Genomic DNA, 20,662 nt, shown 5'->3' with positions numbered 1-20,662 from the left:
AAAATAGATAATATGCCATTGTATTTAGGAGGAGATTCATATGCGTACGACAATTAAAGATGTAGCAAAGATGGCAGGTGTGTCTATTTCGACTGTTTCAAGGGTAATAAACAGCAGTGAATATGGGGTGGATCCGGCGTTAAAGGAGAGAGTATGGGAAGCTGTCCGGGCAACCAATTACAGACCGAACCAAAATGCCAAGAGCATTGTAACAAATAAAACGAATACGATAGCTGTTCTTTCTCCGGATGTGGGCCATCCATTTTACCATGACATTATGATCGGCATGAATGAAATCGCCCTGGCGGATAAATACAGTCTCCTTTTATATAATACAAATGGGACTACGGATAATGAACAGGCCAATTTTGATTTGATCTTTTCCAGAAGCGTAGACGGGATCATCTTTATTGGATATTTTGAAGATAAACTTAATAGCTTAATGGATAAGCTTTCCAATATACCGATCGTTGTTTTTGACGAACTGGATCATATGAAGGAGGTCGGTCAGGTATATGTGAACGATGAAGAGGCCGTGTATGAAATGACGAAGTATTTAATAGAAAGCGGGCATCAAAGAATAGGCTGTATTATCGGACCCAGACAGTATGCAATTGTAAAAAAACGATTGGCAGGTTATCAAAAGGCACTGCAGGAACAGGGAATCACTTTTGATGAGAAGCTGATTGCCGAGGGTGACTTTACGGAAGAATCGGCTGAGAAGCCGGCAGAATATCTGATAAAAAACTGTGATGTTACAGCTATTGTTTGTTTTAATGACCTGATGGCATACGGAGTTTACAGTAAATGTATGGAATTGGGCATGCAGATTCCGGAAGATATCTCGGTGTCAGGTTTCGATGGAATTTCTTTTTCAAAATATTTGAATCCTCCATTGACAACCTGCTATCAGCCGGGCCTTGAAATGGGAAGACGGGCGATGTCACTGCTGCTGGATAAGATTAAAGGAAAAAAAATAGAGAACGATAAAATATGTCTGGACTGTCAGCTGATGATCCGTTCCAGTGTGAGGAAAAAAGATACGGCGGATTGTTGACAGTAATAGAAAGCAGGTAAGTATTTGAGCAGAGAATATGAAAAATTATTAAAGTGCTATCAATCATTTAAGGAACAAATAGATTTCCAGCCTGTGATTGCACTGGTACTGGGCTCCGGGCTTGGTAATTATGCCGATGGGATTAAGATCGTAAGCAGTTTATATTATCATGATATAGAAGGCTTTCCAGTCTCCACTGCGCCGGGTCATAAAGGCCGTTTTATCTTTGGATATCTCAGGGACATTCCCATTGCGGCCATGCAGGGGCGCGTGCACTGCTACGAAGGATATGATGTCCATGATGTAGTGCTGCCGATCCGTTTATTGAAGCTGATGGGAGCCAAAGTCCTGATTTTAACTAACGCGGCAGGCGGGATAAATGAACAGTATAAAGCAGGAGATTTTATGCTGATTCGTGATCAGATTGCAAGTTTTGTGCCCTCACCGTTGATTGGAGAGAATGTGAAAGAGCTGGGTCCGCGTTTCTGCGATATGAGTGAAGTATATGATAAGGACTTAAGAGTAGTAATAAAAGAAACTTCCGCGGAATTAGGGATTCATTTGCAGGAAGGGGTTTATATCCAGCTTACCGGTCCTGACTTTGAAACACCGGCGGAGATCAAAATGTACAGGATGCTTGGTGCTGATGCAGTTGGAATGAGCACAGCCTGTGAGGGGATCGCAGCCAATCATATGGGTATGAAAGTATGCGGCATCTCCTGTATATCTAATATGGGCAGTGGGATGACCGAGAATCCGTTAAGCCAGCAGGAGGTTGAAGAAATGACGGACAGGGCGGCGCCGGTATTTAAAAAATTGATGAATAAGTCGATTGTAAATATTTTTGATAGAATTATTAATTGAGGAAATAAGATGGATAATGTAAAGCTTAGTAATGATAAGAGAAAAGTAATCATATTAAATCAGACAAAATTACCAAATACAGAGGAATATCTGACAGTTGAAAAGGCTGAGGACATGTTTGACGCCATTTATTACTTAAAAGTGAGAGGGGCGCCGGCCATTGGAATCTTTGCGGCTTATAGTATCTACTGCCTGAGCCAGACAATTTCAGAACAGAATTATGACGGATTCCTGGGTCGATTTGTTGAATATGCAGAATATTTGAACAGTTCGCGCCCAACAGCCGTGAATTTGAGCTGGGCCCTGGAAAGAATGAAGTGGGTTGTACTGAATAACAAAAATCATTCAATAAATGAAATCGTTGATCTGTTAGAAGCCGAAGCTGAAAAAATTCAGGAGGAAGATATTAACACCTGTTATAACATATCTAAATACGGACTTACATTAGTAAAAGACGGGGACGGAATACTAACCCACTGCAATGCCGGCCCATTGGCAACGTCCAGATATGGAACAGCACTCGGACCTGTATTTTTAGGAAAAGAGCAGGGGATTCATTTCCATGTATTTGTGGATGAAACCAGGCCATTGCTGCAGGGAGCAAGACTGACGGCCTACGAATTGATGCAGGCAGATATTGACGCGACTTTAATTTGTGATAATATGGCCGGGATGGTAATGAAGAACGGATGGGTTCAGGCTTGTTTTGTGGGATGCGACCGCATCGCAGCGAATGGGGATACAGCGAATAAAATTGGGACAAGCAGCGTTGCAGTCTTGGCAAAATATTATGGCATTCCATTTTACGTGATGGGTCCCACTTCTACCATTGATATGGACTGTCCTACGGGCGCTGAGATAGAAATTGAATTGCGGGATGGCGGTGAAATTACCGCGGACTACTATGAAAAGCCTATGGCGCCGGGCGGGATTAAGTGCTATAATCCTGCATTTGATGTTACAGATCATGAATTAATTACTGGAATAGTAACTGAGCATGGGATCTGCAGGGCCCCCTATACAAAAAGTCTTTTCGAAATCATGAAAAAAGAAAGCCGTATCTGATGATACAATCTTAAGGGTAACAGCTACAACAAACTGAGCTGTTACCCTTATATAGACTTTTCAACAGGAGTCTGCCATATTCAAGTTTCCTCTGGTTTAATCTGCCTTTCCGAAAATCTGCTCCTCAATGTCTTTTATTGTAACACTCTCCAGATATTGTTTTCCGATTTTATTTAGACTGCCATAGATTCCATCCATGACTCCGGCCATTCCGGATGCGACCAAACAAGGCATATCAATATTTCCGGAATGCCAGGAGGGCTTTACAATATCCATCTGCAGAGCATCACAAATTTGTTTCAGATTGATATCCTCTGGATTCCTGGCAATTCTATAGCCGCCCCTCAGGCCTTCTTTGGTATCGAGTAAATTATATTTTTTCAGCCTTGCCATCACTTTTCTGACCCGGACCGGATTTGTGCAGATGTTGGCTGCCAGCTCTTCACTGGAGAGCGTTTCCTTCTTATGGTCCAGAAAGACCAGTGCGTGCACCGCGATTGTAAATTCTCCTGTCATGTTATCACCCTTCAGTTATATTTGTTCCTGCCCATTTCGCTCTGTTAGTGAGTCTTTGTGAAACTATTTTCAAAAATTTGGTTCTTTCAGTAGATTATTTATCCATCAGACCTATTTTTTAAACAATTTTCTACATTCCACTTAGAAATTCTTCCGCGTATTTAGAGGCTACAGCGCCATCAGATGCTGCTGTTATAATCTGACGCATGGGTTTTGTACGGACATCTCCGACCGCAAATACGCCGGGAATATTTGTGCGTGTTGTCTCATCGGCCTGAATATAGCCGTGGGAATCCAGCGTAACCTGTCCCTCCAGAATGGCTGTATCAGGAACTCTGCCAACTGCCACGAAGATCCCGTCACAGGGAAGGTAGGACACTTCTTTTGTATTGACATCCTCCAGTTTGGCTCCGATGACTTTCTTTTCGTGAAGAACGCCGGTTATCCGTGTGTTCCAGTGGAAAATGATATTGCTGTTGTTCAGCGGCTCGATATAGATCCGTGATGCACGGAGCTGGTCCCTACGGTGAACCAGATGTACTTCTTTGCAGATTTTAGAGAGCAGAATAGCGTCTGCAGCCGCAGTATTTCCTCCGCCTGCGATTACCACGGTCTTATTCTTATACATCATCCCATCGCATGCCGCACAGTAAGCGACGCCATGTCCACGCATCTCCTGCTCTCCGGGGACATCCAGTTCGCGCGGAGAGGCGCCCATTGCCAGAATCACAGTGCGTCCAAGAACTTCTCCTTCTGAGGTGATAAGTTTTTTGGGATTGGAGGTGAGTTCCATTTCATCTACCTGGGCAAAAGCGGTTTCCACACCGAATCTGTCTGCGCCCTTTTTCATCTTTGTGGCCAGTGTGTAGCCATCTATACCGTCTTCAAATCCCGGATAATTATCGATCTGTTCGGTAGTCGCCATCTGTCCGCCCGGAGAAAGCTTCTCCAGTACCAGAACGGAAAATCCGCTCCTGGCGGCGTACAGGGCCGCGGTATAACCGCCGGGGCCGCCGCCCACAATCACAACATCATATTCCTTCTCTTTCATCCTCTATACCTCCTTTATCCACTTTTGTATCTCTGCTTTCGAGCCCGGATTAACAAGCAGTTCACTGTGCTGGCCGTCCTTGAACATTAACAGGGAGGGGATCGTGTCCACATCGAACTTTTCCGCTAGTTCCGGCTCGTCATCCAGATTGACTTTTCCGATTGCCACTGTACCCTGGAGGTCTTCTTCCAGCTGGTCGATTACGGGGCCCAGACGGCGGCAGTAACCGCACCATGGCGCCCAGAATTCCACAATTATGGGGGTTGTATTCTGATTTGTATGCTCCTGAAAGTTATTGCTTGTTAAAGTGAGTTGACTCATCTTTGGCACCTCCTGATTTTTATCTTTTTTGTTTTCTGCGCAGTGCTGTGAATATAAATGTAATACTGATAGTTACAGTTTATACTGCAATTATATTAGTATCAGTTTGTGGTGTCAAGTGTTTTTATGAATCTTTTTGATGAAAATAAAAGTATGTTTAAAATTTATCAGACTATTGTTAAAATATTATTTAAATTGACAGTATATTTATTGCGTGGTAATGTAAATGTACAGTTTTGGAATACACTTTTGAAAAGGGAGGTTTATTATGAGTGTTTATATTATTACAGGAGGAACAACAGGTATCGGGGCTGCTGTAAGGACGACATTGCTGGAGCAGGGCCATGAGGTTTTTAATATTGACTTAAAAGAGGGAGATTTCCTGGCAGATCTTTCTAAAAGTGAAGAACGCCAGAATGCAATTGAGGCAGTAAAACTACGCTATCCGGATGGGATTGACGGGCTGTTCTGCAATGCCGGCGTGGGGCCCACTGCACCGCCTAAGCTGATATTTAGTCTGAATTTCTTTGCGGGAATTGAGATTGCAGAGGGACTGCGCCCACTGCTGAAGAAAAAGAACGGGAGCTGTGTTATGACCTCTTCAAATTCGGTGACAAATAATACGGTCCGGTGTGACTGGGTAGACATGATGTCAAACGTCATGGACGAAGAACGGATATTGGAGATGGCGGCAGATATACCGCGTACAATGGCTCCATCCGCCTATAGCTCTTCCAAGCATGCTCTGGCCAGGTGGGTAAGGAGAGTATCTCCTGCGTGGGCAGTGGACGGTCTGCGTATAAATGCGGTTGCCCCCGGCAACACAACGACTCCAATGACACAGGGAATGACTGATGCGCAGCGGGATGCGGCGCTTTTGATTCCGATTCCAACGCGGTATGGAAGAAAAGAATTTCTAGATGCACAGGAAATTGCAAACGGCATGTTATTCCTTGTTTCGCCGCTGGCCAGCGGGATCAATGGAATTATCTTATTTGTAGACGGCGGAATTGATGCATTATTGCGTTCAGAGCGTTTTTAGAAGGGAGAGAAAGTGATGAGAATTTTAGAACAATATATGGACTGTATGCAGCGTGGTGATAATGTGGGGCTGGCCGACCTGTTTAATGAGTACGGGGTTCTTCACGATGCTTCCTTAATAAAGATTGGAAGCGATACGATGCATCTGGAAGGGAAAATGGCCGTAGAAATGATGTTTCACCATAAGTTTGGCTTTAATGGAGGACCATTCAAAATATACAGTGTCAAATACAATGGGGATAATCAGGTGTGGTACTTTATTCAGTATGGAGATACAATACTGCCGGTAACCGCTTTTCTGGAGAAAACGGATGAAAATGGAAAGATTAAGCGGCTAAATATATATCCGCTCTAAATAATTAAAGTGTTATAAAATTACATCGCATATGGTGATAAGATCTTTATACTTAAAAGTTGTTAAATTTATATCCATTATAATAAGAAGAAACTGCTCTGCCCGAAACATTTTTTAGATGTTTTCAGCAGGGCATTTTTTTATGATATAGGAAATTCCTTTGGAATTTCCTATATCATAAAAACCCTCCGGGGGATGCACACGCCGCGATAAGGTATATAGCCGCAAGGCGGCATCGCGGCGGTGCCAAAGTGTGCAAGCCCCTCATGAGTGAGGGGATGGGAAGCCCCTGTGGGCTTGCCCACTTTGTTATATTCTGCATGATTCAGAAATAGGATTCAGAAATATAAAAAACATCTTGACTCTTCCCTTACGGGAGACTGTAGGATGAATTTGTAAGGAGGAGCAGAGAGATGAGAACATGTATGAAAGCAGAACATTTAACAAAAAAGTTTGGGGACAGAACCGTGGTTGACAATCTGTCATTTCAGGTATACAGCCGTGAGGTCTTCGGGCTGCTTGGACCCAACGGGGCTGGAAAAAGTACGACAATTGAGGCCATCCTGGGTTTAAAAAAAGCGGATGGAGGACAGGTGGAACTACTGGGAATGGAGCCGGGAAAGAAACGGAAAGAGCTCTTTCATAAAGTAGGGGTTCAGCTGCAGTCCTCTAACTTTCAGAACAACATTCGGGTTGAGGAGATATGCGAAGAGCTATCCGTACTCTACCGTAATCCGGCGGATTATTGTGATCTGCTGCGCAGGTTTAAGCTGTGGGAACGGCGTAAACAGCCAGTGGACAAGTTATCGGGGGGAGAGCGCCAGAAACTGTCGGTAGTGCTTGCGTTAATGCCGGATCCTGAACTGGTATTTTTGGATGAGCTGACAACCGGGCTGGATACTGCTGCGCGCAGGGAAGTCTGGCAGTCTCTCAGGGAATTAAAGGAAAACGGTATGACGATATTCCTGACCACACATTATATGGAAGAAGCAGAAAGTTTGTGTGACAGGATCATGCTGATAAAAGCGGGAAAGAAGATCGCAGAGGGGACAGTGGAAGAAATCATCCAGACGAGTCCATATGACAATTTGGAAGATGCGTATCTGTGGTATATGGGAGAGGAGGAATTGGCATGAGACAATTTGGAACCTTATATAAAATAGAACAAAAGCTGGGACTGCGCTGCCCCGACGGCCTGATCTTCGGCGTTGCCATGCCGGTAGGAGTATTGGTGCTGATTGCCGTAATTGCAGGAAACAAAACTGCCGGATCAGGAGGAAGCCTTACGTATCTTGAAAGCGCATTTGCATCGCTGACCGCGGTAGGTATCTGCGCCAGCGCATTTATGGGAATACCACTGACAATTGCAGATTACCGCGATAAAAAGATCCTGAAACACTTTTTCGTGACACCCTGCAGCCCAATGATGCTTCTGGGAGCAGTGGTCGTATGCGGCGTGGTAACAGCACTTGTCTCATGCGCTGCGGTTTCACTGGTTTCCGTAGTGGTATTCGGATATCGGATGAAGGGAAATGTACTTTTGTTTCTGGCATCCTATCTGCTGGTAATGGCTGCTATGTACAGTGTCGGAATGCTAATTGCGGGCTTGTGTAAAACGGTAAAGGCGGCAAACGTAATAACCACAGCAGTATATTTTCCCATGTTATTTTTATCAGGTGCAACAATTCCCTTTGAACTATTTCCAAAAGGACTGCAGAATGTGGCGTCCATCCTGCCGCTGACGCAGGGAATCAAGCTGATGAAGCAGGTATCAATGGGTGGTGCGGTTGAAAATATCAGCGGCACAGTTCTTCTGATGGTAACTATTACCGTTATCTGCTGTGTTCTATCTAAATTGACATTCCGGTGGGAGTAACTTACTATTGAAAAACAGCATATGTTAAAAACTTTATTGTGCAGGGTCTCCAAAGGGGTGCTATTCACAGCCTATTGTCCGTGAATAGTAACTCCAGAGACCCTGTATTAGGAAAGGCGGACAACCATGAAAAAAGAGCACATCTGCGATATAAAGGAACCCTTCAAATTATATAGAATCGGCATGTTTGCCAGCATGAACCACGTAACCGTAAAAACACTGCGCTATTATGACGAGCAGGGCCTGTTAAAACCGGTCAGTGTAGATACTGCAACGGGCTACCGCTATTATACAGCCGGCCAGCTGCCTGTCATACACCAGATACTGGTGCTTCGGAACATGGGATTTTCCCTGGAAGAAATAAAAGGGATACAGAGAGGTGAATCAGAGGAAGTATTACTGCGGGCAAAAAAACGCCAGCTCCTGGCCGAGATTGCAGAGAAAACTGCCAAACTGGCACAGGTAGAATGTTACTTATCTTCTGAAAATATAAATACGAATTACCATGTCCTCATTAAAAAGATACCTGAGGTAACCGTCGCATACATGAAAAAACGCCTGCCGGACTACGGTGCCATGTTTGATGTCATGCCCGCCATGGGAAAAGAAATGGAACGTCTGGGGTGCGTCTGTGCAGAGCCGGAATACTGCTTCACCATCTACCATGACGGAGAACACAGAGAAGAAGACATAGACGCAGAAATATGTGAAGCAGTCACCGAAGAAAAACCTGACTCAGAACTAGTTCAGTTCAAAGTAATACCAGAAGTACAAACTGCCGCATGCGTACTGCACAAAGGTTCATATGAAAGATTCCCGGAAGCATACGCCGCGGTCATAAGATTTATAGAAGAAAACGGCTATGAAATCTGTGGCAGCCCAAGGGAATCCTATATAGACGGAGTATGGAACAAAGAAACAGAATCAGAATGGCTCTCAGAGGTGCAGTTCCCGGTAAGGAAAATCGTAAAAGAGGATTCAATTTTTCAACAGTAATCAATCTCCTGAGAATAAGCCCTAACCGGCCTGCCGGATGAACCTGGCCTGCCACGCTTCTCTTCGCAGCAGGCATCACTCACATCCTTCTCCAAATCCCCGTATTTTTTGTCATTCCCAGTTGTGTTTTGTCGTCTCCTGTGCTAGAATAAAACAGATTCTAGCGATTAAAGAGGGAGATTTTTATAATGGAAGAGCAATTACGAGATGATGAAATAGAGATTGATTTACTAGAGATAATTCACGCGCTTTGGCGGAAAGCATGGCTGATTATACTCTGCCTGGCTGCCGGAGCAGTGATTGCAGGTGCCGCGACCAAGTTCCTGATGGTGCCGCAATATACTTCTTCATCTATGATCTATATTCTAACGAAGACAACCAGTGTGACATCTCTGGCGGATATACAGATGGGGACACAGCTCACGGTTGATTTTGAGACGCTGGCTACAAGCAGGCCTGTTGTGGAAAATGTAATCGAGGAGCTGAACCTGGATACGACTTATGAAGACCTGGTGAAGACTATTTCTATATCCAATCCTGCAGACACCCGTATCTTGAAAATCAGTGTGGAGAATCCGGATGCGGAACTGGCAAAAGACATCGCCAACGCAATGGCCAATGCAACCGCTGACAGAGTTGCAGAAGTCATGAGTACGGACAAGCCAAGCATCGTGGAGGAAGCTGTCATTTCAGAGTACCCCTCCAGCCCTGTTCTGAAGAAGAACGTGGCAATAGGCGGACTGCTTGCGGCACTGCTTGCAATAGCAATTATTATCGTTCTGCTGTTGCTGGATGATTCCATTAAGACAGAGGATGATGTAAGAAAGTATCTTAATATGAATACATTAGCGGTAATTCCGCTGGAGGCAGGAGAATCTTCAACAAAGAAACAGCGCATGAGCAAGTATGGCGGGGAGAAGAAAAAGAAAAAAAGAAAGTCAGGCTCTTCGCAGGCTCATAAGAAATAAGAAAGAAGGTTTCAGAAGTTGAAAAAAAGTACAAAAGCAGCCTTAACCGTAGTTCTGGTTTTGATTGCGGCAGCATGCATTGGTTATATCATTTATTATTTTGCAGGACAGGACAAAAGAAGCAACGCTTACGATGAGGTTCAGAAACAGGTGAACCTGGAACCGGAAAAAGAAACAGAGGAACCAAAAAGTCCGGAGGCCCCGAAAGAACCGAATCCGATAGATTTTAAACAGTTACAGGAGACTAATCCCGATATTTACGCATGGATTTCCATCCCGGATACGAACATCAATTATCCGATCGTACAGAGTGCTACGGATAACACGTATTATCTGGACAACACAATAGACGGGCAGGCGGGCCTGCCGGGATCAATCTATACGGAGAATCTGAATGCAAAAGATTTTTCTGATTTTAATACTGTAATTTACGGACACGACATGCTGGACGGCTCCATGTTCCAGAATTTACATAATTATGAAGACCCAACGTATTTTCAGGAACACTCAAAAGTGTATATATACACACAGGAGAAGAAGCTCACATATGAGGTTTTTGAGGCAGTTGTTTATGACGACAGACATATTCTGCTGTCCTTTGATTTTACGATGAATCATCAGAAGCAGGCTTATCTGGATTCGCTGAAAGCAGTCCGGGAGTTAGGAAGCAATTTTAATGACAATGTGCAGGTGGGGCCGGAAAGCCGTATTATTACAATGAGCACCTGTATTGGCGACAGACCGGATAACAGGTATTTAGTAGGAGCTGTACTGACAGATGAGTATGAATATGAAGCACAATAATAAAAGAAGTTCGGATGGTTCAGGTCATACCGGGAATAAGCCTACAGGGCATGGGAAGAAGAATACAGGTTTGATCGTGGGTGTTATCGCAGTGATCATTCTCGTGATAATCGCGGGCACATTATTCTTTATGAAGTCCAGACAGGAAAAGGCGCAGGTGCCTTCTAAAAAGTCCGCTTCGTCCTCGCAGAGTGAGACCAAATCAGATTCAAAGAATATAACCTACCAGGGACAGGCATATGAATACAACCGGGATATTAAGGCGGTGGTATTTCTGGGGGTGGATAAAAAGGGTGATATGGACTATGCTCAGTTCATGGGAGACGGCGGTCAGGCAGACAGCATTATACTGATGGCGCTTAATGAGAAAGAGAAGACGGTCCAGCTTTTCCAAATTTCCAGAAATACAATGACGAATGTAGACGTATATTCTGAAAAAGGAGAGTACTTAACGACACAGAAAATGCAGATTGCGCTCCAGTATGCATACGGAGATGGTGAGAAGAAGAGTGCCTGGCTGATGAAGAAGGCAGTATCAAACCTGATGTACGGTGTTCCAATCAGTGCATCCATTGCAATGAGTATTGACGGAATCTCTACGGTGAATGATCTGCTGGGAGGCGTTGAGATTACGGTTCCCAAGGATTATACCTATGTAGATCCTGTCTTTGAGCAGGGGAAAACCCTTACTCTGACGGGAGAACAGGCAGAAAAGTATGTACGTTACCGGGATATCAACGTTACAGGAAGCAACAATGACCGAATGGAGCGGCAGACACAGTTCGTCATGGCGCTGATGTCACAATTAAAGGATGCATCCCAGAGGGATACAGAGCTATATGCCAAACTCATGACAGGAGCAAACCCTTATTTCACGACGGATATGAGCGCGGATGAGATTATGGCGTTATCCAATTATGAGATGTCCGGCGAAATCCAGACGATTCCCGGAGAAGAACGGGCCGGTGCAGAACATGACGAATTTTATACAAATGAGGACGAATTACAAAAAATGGTAGTTAAAACCTTTTACAAATTGAAGGATATGTGATACAATATGGAAATGAACTAGAATTTTATTATTTTACTTAGGAGGGACTAGTCATGAAAAAAAGTAGAATGAAGAAATTAGTGGGGGTTTTAGTATCAGCCGTAATGCTTCTTACTATGACCATGGGTGTATTTGCTGCAGGAAGCCCGTCAGCTAATTTCCAGAGTGGTACAAAAGCCACAGACAAGGACGGCAATCCGGTTACCGTAACATTTGCCGCTGCAACACAGACACCAAGCGCTGCAGACATCACAGCAGTTATTCCGAACGGAACACTGGTAACATCATTTGATCTGACAGCACCGGATTGGGATTTTGCTAATGGCCCGCTGACAATCAGCTTCCCGTTAGCAGGAGCAACATCAAACACAAAAGCAGCAGTGCTTCACTTTGACGGCAGCTGGAAGAACGTAACAGGAAGCGTTGGCGACGGCGTTATCACAGGTACTTTCGACAGCTTATCACCAGTAGCAATCGTTGTTGACAACAGCACATTAACAAACAGCGGTAATGGAACAGCAACTGGAACATCACCAAAGACAGGCGAGTCTTCACTCGTTCTTGCATTAGGCGTATTAGCAATGGCAGCAGCAGCTGGAGCTTACGGCCTGAACAGAAAAAAAGCTTATAACAAATAATTTGTACTTATAAAACAACAAATGAGAATAAGCAAATCAAATCTCTTTCTGACAGTAATTGCCAGAAAGAGATTTTTTTGTATAATAGGAAATTGCCTAGCACTTTCCTATTATACAAAACCCTCCGGGGGGGATGCAAACGCCGCCATAAGGTATATACCCGAAAAGCGGGCAATTCCAATAAGTTACAAAAAGAAGCACATTTACAGAGTGTAATTACGGCGGCATATAAAAAAGCAAATTCTGTAAAAAAAGCGGCAGACACATATAGAAGTGTGCGAGTCTGCTCTGCATTTTGTGATAAAGTCTGTTATTTGCGCACTTCGTACCAATTAATCATAAAAAAACAAAGTTTATAAATTGAATTGTGGCGTATTTGCGGGCTTTCTGGTAATTTGCATAATATGACAATAAAACGCAATGTTAGTACAAATTCTACAGATTTCTTGACAAATGGGAAAGTAAGCGATAAACTAAATGTTGTATCTGGTAAAAGAAAAAGGTGTAATACTATGTTTTAATGCATAGTACAGATATATAGATAGAAAGTCACAGGAATGACTAGGAGGCCAGCCTGATGGAAAGATATATTGACATGCACTGCCATATCCTTCCTGGAGTAGATGATGGGGCTGCCAATATGGAGGAGACAGAGAAGATGCTGCACATTGCTTATGATGAAGGCATCCGTTGTATGATAGCGACTCCCCATTACCATCCCCGCAGAGGACACGAGCATCCTGACGTATTAAGAAAGAAACTAACTTTAGTCCGTAAAGCCGCACAGAACATTGATGACAAATTCCGAATCTATCTTGGTACGGAAATATATTTTGGACAGGATGTTCCTGAAAAGATCAGGCGGGGTGAGATACTCACAATGAACAGAAGAAATCAGGTCATGGTAGAGTTTTCACCAGGAGATAATTTTTCCTATATCAAACAGGGACTGCAGCAGATACAGTCAGCGGGGTACGAAGTGATTCTTGCGCATGCGGAGAGATATCTTTGTCTGGTTGATAAGTTTGAGCTGACAGAGCATATCTGGAACATGGGGGTTAATATACAGATTAACTCGGGCAGTATTATTGGAGATTCCGGGAGAAAGGCCAGGCAGTTTGTAAAGGATCTGATGAATCAGGATATGGTGTTTGGCGTAGGCACGGATGCACACCACTCGGAGAGCAGAGCCCCCAGAATGGAAAAGGCAGCGGCATATGTAAAGAAAAAATATGGGGAGCCGTACATGAGAAAGATATTTTTCGTTAACGCGTCATCCATGCTTAGAAAGATAAAAAGCGAAACAGAAAGTTAAGACACCCTTGGAGCAACTGAAAGAGTTGCAGCTGGAAAGCAGGGTCATAGGAGGATAAGTGTAATGCAGGAAATGGTGCTGAAAGGCATGGACAAGGATTTCAGAAGTAATGAGGCGTATAAGACCCTCCGTACGAATATCGAATTTTCCGGAGCGGATAATAAGGTCATCGTTTTTACAAGCTGTACGCCAAATGAAGGAAAAAGCACAGTATCCCTTTCTGTAGCCAGTTCTTTAGCAGAGGCAGGGAAAAAGGTGTTGTTTATTGATGCAGATCTTAGAAAGTCAGTACTTGCCGGCCGCCATAAGGTAACAGGATCCATAAAAGGATTGTCTCATTTTCTGGCCGGTCAGGCTGAGGTCGGTGACATCATGTACAAGACGCAGAAAGCCGGCCTTGTTGTGATGTTTGCAGGTGTGGTACCGCCGAATCCCGCAGAGCTTCTGGGACACAAGCGCTTTGAAAACTTAATCAGTAGCGCCAGAAAAGTTTATGATTACATTATTATAGATGCACCGCCTCTTGGAAGTGTAATTGACAGCGCGATCATAGCAAAACAATGCGATGCTGCTGTGATGGTAATTGCATCTCAGGCGATCAGTTACAAATTTGCTAAAAATGTTAAAAAGCAGCTGGAAAAATCAGAATGCCCGATCTTAGGAGTTGTACTGAACAAGGTTGATATGAAGCTGAACCAATATTATGGAAGATACTACGGAAGATATTACGGCAAGTACTATGGAAACTATGGAAACGAAGAGTGATACCGTATATGGAATGAGAAACCGATTAGTATCCGTTAAGTAGTATGAGGATGGGGGAGAAGCATGTATCAGAATATTGTAAAGGGCTGGGCTAAACATTTAGACTTTACGATATTGGACATTGTGTGCCTTGAGGTTGCATTTTTCATTTCTTATTTAATAAGAAACGGTTTTCCAGAGGGCGGTCTGAGCGATCAGTATCAGAGTATGATTTGGGCCATCGTGTTTGTAAGCCTGCTGGCAGTATTCTTTATAAACAGTTATGAAAATATCATACGCCGCGGTTACATGGCGGAGATAAAGCAGTCAATATTACACTGTGGGTTTGTCACAGTAGGGCTTATTATATGGATGTTCATATTTAAAGAATCCAGTTCCTATTCAAGGGCAATAGTTTTATCCATGTGCCCTATGAGCATGTGCTTTATGATTGTGGAAAGATTATTCTGGAAGCGGATCATACGCATGCGGATAAGCGGTAAGAAAGCCAGAAGAAAAGTGCTGATCATATCTACCTCAGCGCGGATTGAGGAAACAATCGAAGGTCTGCTTCAGCCATACAGAGATTACCAGCTGACCGCTTGCGCGCTGTATGACACAGCCGACCAGGTTGGAACCAGTATCAAATATGTACCCGTAGTGGCCGATAAAGACCATATCATCAAATACATACAAGACAGCATCATAGACGAAGTGTTCATAGACCTGCCCGGGCAGGAAAAAGACGCCGAAAGGCTGATGAGCATATTCGTGGGCATGGGCTTGGTATCCCATGTAAACCTGGCTCGATTTACAGAGCAGGTTGAAAACAAAAGAATCCAGAGATTTGCAAGTTATATGGTCTTGTCTTCCAGTATGAAGTTCGCGACGCCGAGGCAGTTGTTCTTCAAACGGCTGATGGATGTTGCAGGAGGTTTGGTAGGACTGATAATAACCGGGATTGCATTTATCATATTTGCTCCGATTATTAAGAAGCAGTCACCAGGACCGGTTTTCTTTTCTCAGGAAAGAGTAGGGAGAAACGGAAGACGGTTTAAGATTTACAAATTCCGTACCATGTACCCTGATGCAGAGGCGCGGAAAAAAGAACTGATGGAACAGAACAAGATGAGCGGCTTTATGTTCAAGATGGATAACGATCCGCGGATCATCCCCATCGGACACTTTTTAAGGAAAAGCAGTATCGATGAACTTCCGCAGTTCTGGAACGTCCTGAAGGGGGACATGAGCCTTGTAGGCACACGGCCTCCAACGGTGGATGAGTATGAACAGTATGAAGTGCGTCACAGGAAGCGGCTGGCTATGAGACCGGGACTGACTGGGATGTGGCAGGTGAGTGGCCGAAGTGATATTGTGGACTTTGAGGAAGTTGTGGCTTTGGATGCTAAGTACATAACAGAATGGACGCTGATGATGGATTTTAAGATTATTTGGCGGACGGTATTGATTGTGCTGGGGCAGAAGGGGGCGGTTTAGGGAATTTAAACTCAAAATAATAACAATTATTTGGAGTTGGAGGCCATGACATGCGTTGCTTTTTAGTTATGTTTGAACATAAATTCTGGAAAACAGGAAGCTAATATGGAGACACAGAATTGGGCTGTTAAAAGAGTTTTTAATTTCTGAACTCACTACCCTTTCTTGACATCTCATTATTTGGACAATGCCTCCATGAATCTATGGAGGGCGTGCCTGATATGTTCAATATGCTGGTATTTTGTGTGGCTTAGCAGTACCTTTGCACATTAAGGTTGAAGTACAATACACAAAAGTGTTGTGGAGAGAATAATAACAATATGGCGGTATTTTGAATTCGGGAAGTACGGCTCAATAAGATAAAAAAGAATTGGGGTAAGAATATTGTGCCGTATTTTTTTCTCACTACGAGGAGTACATTTATGTTTGGAAAACAAGGAGTTATATTTTGGATGTCTCAGCCGCCAAGAAATGGCGGCTTCTTGATATATGGAACAATACCAGAATGGCATGGAACCTCTTGAACAGGCTTTTCCTCCAGTGTTTACGGCTCTAAAAAGATGGAGACGTACAGAACCGATGACAAGGTGGATAATTCAGGGTATCACATCTACTGTTAGATATAGAGCTTGTGAGGAACAAAGCAAAATATCAAATAGTTTAAAAAAATTTGATATCTGCTCATTACTATCCTCAAGATACAGTGTTAACGGGAAATAGTCTCCGTAAATTAGCGAAGTGCATGCTGGATATATTAAAAATTATGCCGATTTACGTAGTTCCGAGTTACTCTGGAACTATTGAAGTTAAATACAAGACGCAGAAATATTACGAAGAAGAAATCTACGGTGTGAAAGTAGTTCGAATCCGAGTGCTGGAATTCAGTAAGACCAACAAGAAGAGTAGAGTAAAGAACATTGTTTCCTATTTCGTTGGTGGAATGGGTGAGACACGCCAAGTAGTTATACAACATACAGAACTTCAACCCGGAGCAAGTGTTGGTCGTTGGATAAACCAAGAGCACGTTGATCACCGACACCATGATGTGGTTCGACAAATTCAGCTGTAAACGGAGTAACCTTGTGAGTACAGTTGCCCGTGATCTGGGTGAGGCTGTCGAGGAAAGATTCGAAGGAAAGCTGGTTCCTAAGACCGTGTTGATCAACAACTGGATTGATGAAAATGAGTTTTACCCGATGCCGGAAAACCATTCAAAAGTGCTGGAATTCAAAAAGAAATACGGTTTGGGTGGTAAGTTCGTCATTATGTATTCAGGAAATATTGATCTGTTCTATGACCTGGAAAATACGAACCTGCCTCGTTCAGGCTAAAGGCGGTGTAGTTATCGTTTAGCTTTTTGCCAACAAGATAAGTGAAAATGATAAGAACATTCCGGAGGTAGGTGCTTCGGGATGAAATGAATACGCTAGTTCCGACTGAAAAATGGTGGTTTATATATAGATAAAGTAAAGAAACAGATTAAGGAGAGTAAAAAATGCCTCAGAAGAAATACATCGCGGTTGCTGGTACCGGTTACGTTGGTCTCTCTATTGCTACTCTCCATTCACAGCATCATTAAGTTTTTGCTGTGGACATCATTCCTGAGAAGGTTGAGTTAATTAACAACAGAAAATTCCGATCCAGGACGATTATATTGAAAAATATCTTGCAGAAAAATAGCTGGATTTGATCGCAACACTGGATGCTAAAGAGGCATATAGTACTGTGGGTTTTGTAATAATTACAGCTCCTACAAATGTCTATCCCATAAAATCAGTGCCAATATGCTGCCCTATGACGATCTAAAAAGTCATTATTTATGCCCCGTACCAAGGGGCATGATAACACGAAATGAAATGTAGACCTATGGGAGCGGAGCAATTGGAAAGGGCAACTGATAAACTCATTGTGCAACTTGCACAAAAAATGTGCGTTTTTCGAGCTTCGTTGGAATATGGAAAATAGGGCACGATAACACGTAATCATAGGGGAAACCTGCCTTAGTGCTGACGGGAAAAATGCATGATAACACGTAATGGAGTGTAGACGTGCTTTGATGAAGCTATGCACTGAAATTATATGGTAGACCTGTCACGGTAAGAAGATGGTGCATTTATAATAGGAAGATTTTTACATGATTCCGCACTGTGAGCGTTAATAATGAACACAGTGTTTATAGACAAGAAAGCAAACTGAAATAAGTAATAGATTAGGAGTGCGCGCAGATGAAGAATAAATTGAATATTGCGATGTTGGGGCATAAGCGCATTCCATCAAGGGAAGGCGGTATTGAGATTGTAGTGGAGGAATTATCTACTCGTATGGTGAAAGAGGGACATTCAGTTACTTGTTACAATAGATCAGGTCATCATGTGAGTGGAAAAGAATTCGACAGTAATTTCTTGAATGAATATAAGGGCGTAAAGCTGAAATCCGTTCCTACGATTAATAAAAAAAGGCTTGCGGCAATGACATCTTCATTTTTTGGTGCAATCCATGCTGCTATTGGAAAATATGATGTGGTTCATTTTCATGCGGAAGGCCCTTGCGCTATGTTGTGGCTGCCGAAATTGTTTGGTAAAAGATGTATTGCAACGATACATGGCATTGATTGGCAACGCGCAAAATGGGGTGGGTTTGCCAGCAGGTATATCAAATTTGGAGAAAATATCGCTGCGAAATATGCGGATGAGATCATCGTCCTTTCCGCAGGTGTACAAAAATATTTCATGGACACTTATGGGAGAAAGACGGTGTTTATTCCAAATGGAGTTAGCAGACCGATACTTCGTGAACCTCGATTGATTAGAGAAAAATTTTCACTTGGCAAGAATGAATATATTCTTTTTCTTGGACGATTGGTTCCTGAAAAGGGAATTACATATTTGATAGAAGCTTTTAAGCAAGTTATGACGGACAAGAAACTTGTGATTGCTGGAGGTTCTAGTGATACAGATGTTTTTACACAGGAATTAAAAGAACTGGCAAAAGACGATGAACGCATTATCTTCACTGGTTTTATACAGGGACAGATGCTGGACGAACTGTACAGTAATGCGTATGTGTATTGTCTGCCATCTGATTTGGAAGGAATGCCTTTGAGCTTGCTGGAGGCAATGAGTTATGGGAACTGTTGCTTGACTTCAGATATTGCTGAATGTGCTGAGGTTGTGGAGAATAAGTCGCTGGTTTTTAAGAAGTCGGATGTGAGTGATCTGAAAGAGAAGTTACAGTTCGCTTGTGACCACCTGGAAGCAGTGAAAAAGCTGAAAAGTGAAGCAACTGACTTTATCTGCCCGAAGTACAACTGGGATGATGTGGTGAAGCAGACGCTTAGATTATATAGAAGTTAATGGAGAATAGGACATATGCGGATATTAATGATCAACAAATTTCTTTATCCGAATGGCGGATCAGAAACATACATATTTAAACTGGGAGATTACTTGAAAAGCCAGGAACATGAAGTCCAGTATTTTGGAATGGAGCATGAGGGACGCTGCGTTGGGAACGCAGTGAATGCTTACACGTCAGATATGGATTTCCACGGTGGGAGTAAGCTGGTAAAAGTGACATATCCGCTTAAGACGATTTATTCCTCGGAAGCACGGAAAAAACTGCGATTGGTGCTGGAAGATTTTAAACCGCAAATTCTGCATATTAACAACTTTAATTACCAATTGACGCCCAGTATCATTCTGGAAATTCAGAAATGGCGTAAAGAGGGCAACAAATGCCGGATTATTTTTACGGCACATGATTACCAGTTGGTATGTCCGAACCATATGTGTAATAACCCGAATACAGGAGAAAATTGCGAGAAATGCTTTGGCGGACATTTCCTGAATTGCACAAAGGGAAAGTGTATCCACGGAAGTACTACGAAGAGTGCCATCGGAACGATGGAAGCCGAATTCTGGAAACTGAACGGAGCGTATAAGTACATTGATTCTATGATCTGTTGTTCCAAATTCTTGAAAACGAAGATGGACAGCAATCCGTTGTTTGCTAGGAAAACAGTAGCACTTCATAACTTTGTGGACAGAGTTGAATGGAAAGATGTTCAGAAGAAAGACTATGTTCTTTACTTCGGACGTTTCAGTAAAGAAAAGGGAATCAATGCGCTCGTCAAGGTTTGCAAAGAATTGCCGGATGTGCGGTTTGTTTTTGCCGGTACAGGACCACTGGAAAGTAAAATCAAAGGGATTCCGAATATTCAGAATGTAGGCTTCCATACTGGAGAAGCCTTGGAAACATTGATTCGGGAGGCACGGTTTTCCATTTACCCATCTGAGTGGTATGAGAACTGCCCGTTCTCTGTGATGGAATCGCAGATGTATGGCACGCCAGTTTTGGGTGCGAATATCGGCGGTATTCCAGAGCTGATTAAGATTGGTAAAACGGGTGAACTTTTTGAGAGCGGTTATGAGGATGAACTAAAAGAAAAAATCCGGAAGCTGTGGGTTGATAAAGAGTTAACAGATGCTTACAGCCGAAATTGTA

At 43.2% G+C, this 20,662-nt stretch carries 20 protein-coding genes and 2 pseudogenes; 19 read left to right on the top strand and 3 right to left on the bottom strand.

The features are described from left to right. Nucleotides 1-40: 40 nt before the first annotated feature. From BN1938_RS18940 to mtnA, 3 genes are read left to right on the top strand one after another with little or no spacing between them, the layout of a single operon-like run. On the top strand, nucleotides 41-1,057 hold the full coding sequence (locus BN1938_RS18940) for a LacI family DNA-binding transcriptional regulator (RefSeq protein WP_050642023.1): 1,017 nt from the start codon (nucleotides 41-43) through the stop codon (nucleotides 1,055-1,057). A gap of 24 nt (nucleotides 1,058-1,081) precedes the next feature. Then, nucleotides 1,082-1,921, top strand: coding sequence for a purine-nucleoside phosphorylase (locus tag BN1938_RS18935; protein ID WP_050642022.1), 840 nt, complete (start codon nucleotides 1,082-1,084; stop codon nucleotides 1,919-1,921). 9 nt (nucleotides 1,922-1,930) lie between these two features. Continuing rightward, nucleotides 1,931-2,986, top strand: a complete 1,056-nt coding sequence (gene mtnA, locus BN1938_RS18930; protein WP_050642021.1) for an S-methyl-5-thioribose-1-phosphate isomerase — start codon at nucleotides 1,931-1,933, stop codon at nucleotides 2,984-2,986. A 96-nt stretch (nucleotides 2,987-3,082) separates the two neighbouring features. Here mtnA and BN1938_RS18925 read toward each other — a convergent pair whose 3' ends face one another. The 3 genes from BN1938_RS18925 to trxA all read right to left on the bottom strand — a co-directional run bounded on the left by BN1938_RS18925 (nucleotide 3,083) and on the right by trxA (nucleotide 4,874). Further along, a complete protein-coding gene (locus BN1938_RS18925; RefSeq protein ID WP_050642020.1) occupies nucleotides 3,083-3,502 on the bottom strand; it encodes an RrF2 family transcriptional regulator in 420 nt (139 codons plus the stop codon). A 130-nt stretch (nucleotides 3,503-3,632) separates the two neighbouring features. Beyond that, nucleotides 3,633-4,553: a thioredoxin-disulfide reductase gene (trxB, locus tag BN1938_RS18920; RefSeq protein WP_050642019.1), complete on the bottom strand. Its 921-nt coding sequence runs from the start codon at nucleotides 4,551-4,553 to the stop codon at nucleotides 3,633-3,635. A gap of 3 nt (nucleotides 4,554-4,556) precedes the next feature. After that, nucleotides 4,557-4,874 (bottom strand): thioredoxin, encoded by a 318-nt coding sequence (gene trxA, locus BN1938_RS18915; RefSeq protein WP_050642018.1) that lies wholly within the window; start codon nucleotides 4,872-4,874, stop codon nucleotides 4,557-4,559. 268 nt (nucleotides 4,875-5,142) lie between these two features. On the opposite strand from trxA, the gene BN1938_RS18910 reads away from it, so the two are divergent. From BN1938_RS18910 to BN1938_RS24000, 16 genes and pseudogenes are all read left to right on the top strand, one after another. Continuing rightward, nucleotides 5,143-5,916 (top strand): SDR family oxidoreductase, encoded by a 774-nt coding sequence (locus BN1938_RS18910; protein ID WP_050642017.1) that lies wholly within the window; start codon nucleotides 5,143-5,145, stop codon nucleotides 5,914-5,916. A gap of 15 nt (nucleotides 5,917-5,931) precedes the next feature. Then, nucleotides 5,932-6,270, top strand: a complete 339-nt coding sequence (locus tag BN1938_RS18905; RefSeq protein ID WP_050642016.1) for a hypothetical protein — start codon at nucleotides 5,932-5,934, stop codon at nucleotides 6,268-6,270. A gap of 413 nt (nucleotides 6,271-6,683) precedes the next feature. After that, complete coding sequence (locus tag BN1938_RS18900; RefSeq protein ID WP_050642015.1) at nucleotides 6,684-7,406, top strand: ABC transporter ATP-binding protein; 723 nt, start codon at nucleotides 6,684-6,686, stop codon at nucleotides 7,404-7,406. Continuing rightward, a complete protein-coding gene (locus BN1938_RS18895; protein ID WP_050642014.1) occupies nucleotides 7,403-8,146 on the top strand; it encodes an ABC transporter permease in 744 nt (247 codons plus the stop codon). The genes BN1938_RS18900 and BN1938_RS18895 overlap by 4 nt, the downstream gene beginning before the upstream one ends. Nucleotides 8,147-8,272: 126 nt before the next feature. Further along, nucleotides 8,273-9,142 (top strand): MerR family transcriptional regulator, encoded by an 870-nt coding sequence (locus tag BN1938_RS18890; protein WP_050642013.1) that lies wholly within the window; start codon nucleotides 8,273-8,275, stop codon nucleotides 9,140-9,142. 188 nt (nucleotides 9,143-9,330) lie between these two features. Further along, nucleotides 9,331-10,110, top strand: coding sequence for a YveK family protein (locus BN1938_RS18885; protein WP_050642012.1), 780 nt, complete (start codon nucleotides 9,331-9,333; stop codon nucleotides 10,108-10,110). An 18-nt stretch (nucleotides 10,111-10,128) separates the two neighbouring features. Continuing rightward, complete coding sequence (srtB, locus tag BN1938_RS18880) at nucleotides 10,129-10,914, top strand: class B sortase (protein WP_050642011.1); 786 nt, start codon at nucleotides 10,129-10,131, stop codon at nucleotides 10,912-10,914. Beyond that, nucleotides 10,889-11,965, top strand: coding sequence for an LCP family protein (locus BN1938_RS18875; RefSeq protein ID WP_050642010.1), 1,077 nt, complete (start codon nucleotides 10,889-10,891; stop codon nucleotides 11,963-11,965). The genes srtB and BN1938_RS18875 overlap by 26 nt, the downstream gene beginning before the upstream one ends. Nucleotides 11,966-12,018: 53 nt before the next feature. After that, on the top strand, nucleotides 12,019-12,603 hold the full coding sequence (locus tag BN1938_RS18870; protein ID WP_050642009.1) for an LPXTG cell wall anchor domain-containing protein: 585 nt from the start codon (nucleotides 12,019-12,021) through the stop codon (nucleotides 12,601-12,603). Between the two features lie 577 nt (nucleotides 12,604-13,180). Next, on the top strand, nucleotides 13,181-13,918 hold the full coding sequence (locus BN1938_RS18865) for a CpsB/CapC family capsule biosynthesis tyrosine phosphatase (RefSeq protein WP_050642008.1): 738 nt from the start codon (nucleotides 13,181-13,183) through the stop codon (nucleotides 13,916-13,918). Nucleotides 13,919-13,981: 63 nt separating this feature from the next. Beyond that, nucleotides 13,982-14,683 (top strand): polysaccharide biosynthesis tyrosine autokinase, encoded by a 702-nt coding sequence (locus tag BN1938_RS18860; RefSeq protein ID WP_050642007.1) that lies wholly within the window; start codon nucleotides 13,982-13,984, stop codon nucleotides 14,681-14,683. A gap of 63 nt (nucleotides 14,684-14,746) precedes the next feature. After that, nucleotides 14,747-16,159: a sugar transferase gene (locus tag BN1938_RS18855; protein WP_050642006.1), complete on the top strand. Its 1,413-nt coding sequence runs from the start codon at nucleotides 14,747-14,749 to the stop codon at nucleotides 16,157-16,159. A gap of 1,082 nt (nucleotides 16,160-17,241) precedes the next feature. Next, complete coding sequence (locus tag BN1938_RS23740) at nucleotides 17,242-17,490, top strand: hypothetical protein (protein ID WP_050642004.1); 249 nt, start codon at nucleotides 17,242-17,244, stop codon at nucleotides 17,488-17,490. 164 nt (nucleotides 17,491-17,654) lie between these two features. Next, nucleotides 17,655-17,917: pseudogene (locus tag BN1938_RS24005) on the top strand (UDP-glucose 6-dehydrogenase); the annotation flags it as partial. 467 nt (nucleotides 17,918-18,384) lie between these two features. After that, nucleotides 18,385-19,512 carry a glycosyltransferase family 4 protein gene (locus BN1938_RS18835; protein ID WP_050642003.1) on the top strand — a complete coding sequence of 376 codons (1,128 nt, stop codon included), beginning with the start codon at nucleotides 18,385-18,387 and terminating at the stop codon, nucleotides 19,510-19,512. 15 nt (nucleotides 19,513-19,527) lie between these two features. Then, nucleotides 19,528-20,649, top strand: a pseudogene (locus BN1938_RS24000) (glycosyltransferase); the annotation flags it as partial. Between the last annotated feature and the right edge of the window lie 13 nt (nucleotides 20,650-20,662).

Source organism: Eubacterium sp. SB2 (assembly GCF_001244405.1).
GTDB lineage: Bacteria > Bacillota > Clostridia > Lachnospirales > Lachnospiraceae > Faecalicatena > Faecalicatena contortus_B.
The sequence above is the reverse complement of the archived record's forward strand: the minus strand, read 5'-3'. Positions and strand labels throughout refer to the sequence as shown.

What these genes read in the sequence shown, in the direction of transcription:
- BN1938_RS18900 (WP_050642015.1), top strand. Translation starts at nt 6,684, where the DNA reads ATGAGAACATGTATGAAAGCAGAACATTTAACAAAAAAGTTTGGGGAC.
- BN1938_RS18865 (WP_050642008.1), top strand. Translation starts at nt 13,181, where the DNA reads ATGGAAAGATATATTGACATGCACTGCCATATCCTTCCTGGAGTAGAT.
- BN1938_RS18885 (WP_050642012.1), top strand. Translation starts at nt 9,331, where the DNA reads ATGGAAGAGCAATTACGAGATGATGAAATAGAGATTGATTTACTAGAG.
- BN1938_RS18860 (WP_050642007.1), top strand. Translation starts at nt 13,982, where the DNA reads ATGCAGGAAATGGTGCTGAAAGGCATGGACAAGGATTTCAGAAGTAAT.
- trxA (WP_050642018.1), bottom strand. Translation starts at nt 4,874, where the DNA reads ATGAGTCAACTCACTTTAACAAGCAATAACTTTCAGGAGCATACAAAT.
- BN1938_RS18875 (WP_050642010.1), top strand. Translation starts at nt 10,889, where the DNA reads ATGAGTATGAATATGAAGCACAATAATAAAAGAAGTTCGGATGGTTCA.
- BN1938_RS18910 (WP_050642017.1), top strand. Translation starts at nt 5,143, where the DNA reads ATGAGTGTTTATATTATTACAGGAGGAACAACAGGTATCGGGGCTGCT.
- BN1938_RS18890 (WP_050642013.1), top strand. Translation starts at nt 8,273, where the DNA reads ATGAAAAAAGAGCACATCTGCGATATAAAGGAACCCTTCAAATTATAT.
- BN1938_RS18905 (WP_050642016.1), top strand. Translation starts at nt 5,932, where the DNA reads ATGAGAATTTTAGAACAATATATGGACTGTATGCAGCGTGGTGATAAT.
- BN1938_RS18835 (WP_050642003.1), top strand. Translation starts at nt 18,385, where the DNA reads ATGAAGAATAAATTGAATATTGCGATGTTGGGGCATAAGCGCATTCCA.
- BN1938_RS18895 (WP_050642014.1), top strand. Translation starts at nt 7,403, where the DNA reads ATGAGACAATTTGGAACCTTATATAAAATAGAACAAAAGCTGGGACTG.
- BN1938_RS18925 (WP_050642020.1), bottom strand. Translation starts at nt 3,502, where the DNA reads ATGACAGGAGAATTTACAATCGCGGTGCACGCACTGGTCTTTCTGGAC.
- BN1938_RS18940 (WP_050642023.1), top strand. Translation starts at nt 41, where the DNA reads ATGCGTACGACAATTAAAGATGTAGCAAAGATGGCAGGTGTGTCTATT.
- mtnA (WP_050642021.1), top strand. Translation starts at nt 1,931, where the DNA reads ATGGATAATGTAAAGCTTAGTAATGATAAGAGAAAAGTAATCATATTA.
- trxB (WP_050642019.1), bottom strand. Translation starts at nt 4,553, where the DNA reads ATGAAAGAGAAGGAATATGATGTTGTGATTGTGGGCGGCGGCCCCGGC.
- BN1938_RS18855 (WP_050642006.1), top strand. Translation starts at nt 14,747, where the DNA reads ATGTATCAGAATATTGTAAAGGGCTGGGCTAAACATTTAGACTTTACG.
- BN1938_RS18870 (WP_050642009.1), top strand. Translation starts at nt 12,019, where the DNA reads ATGAAAAAAAGTAGAATGAAGAAATTAGTGGGGGTTTTAGTATCAGCC.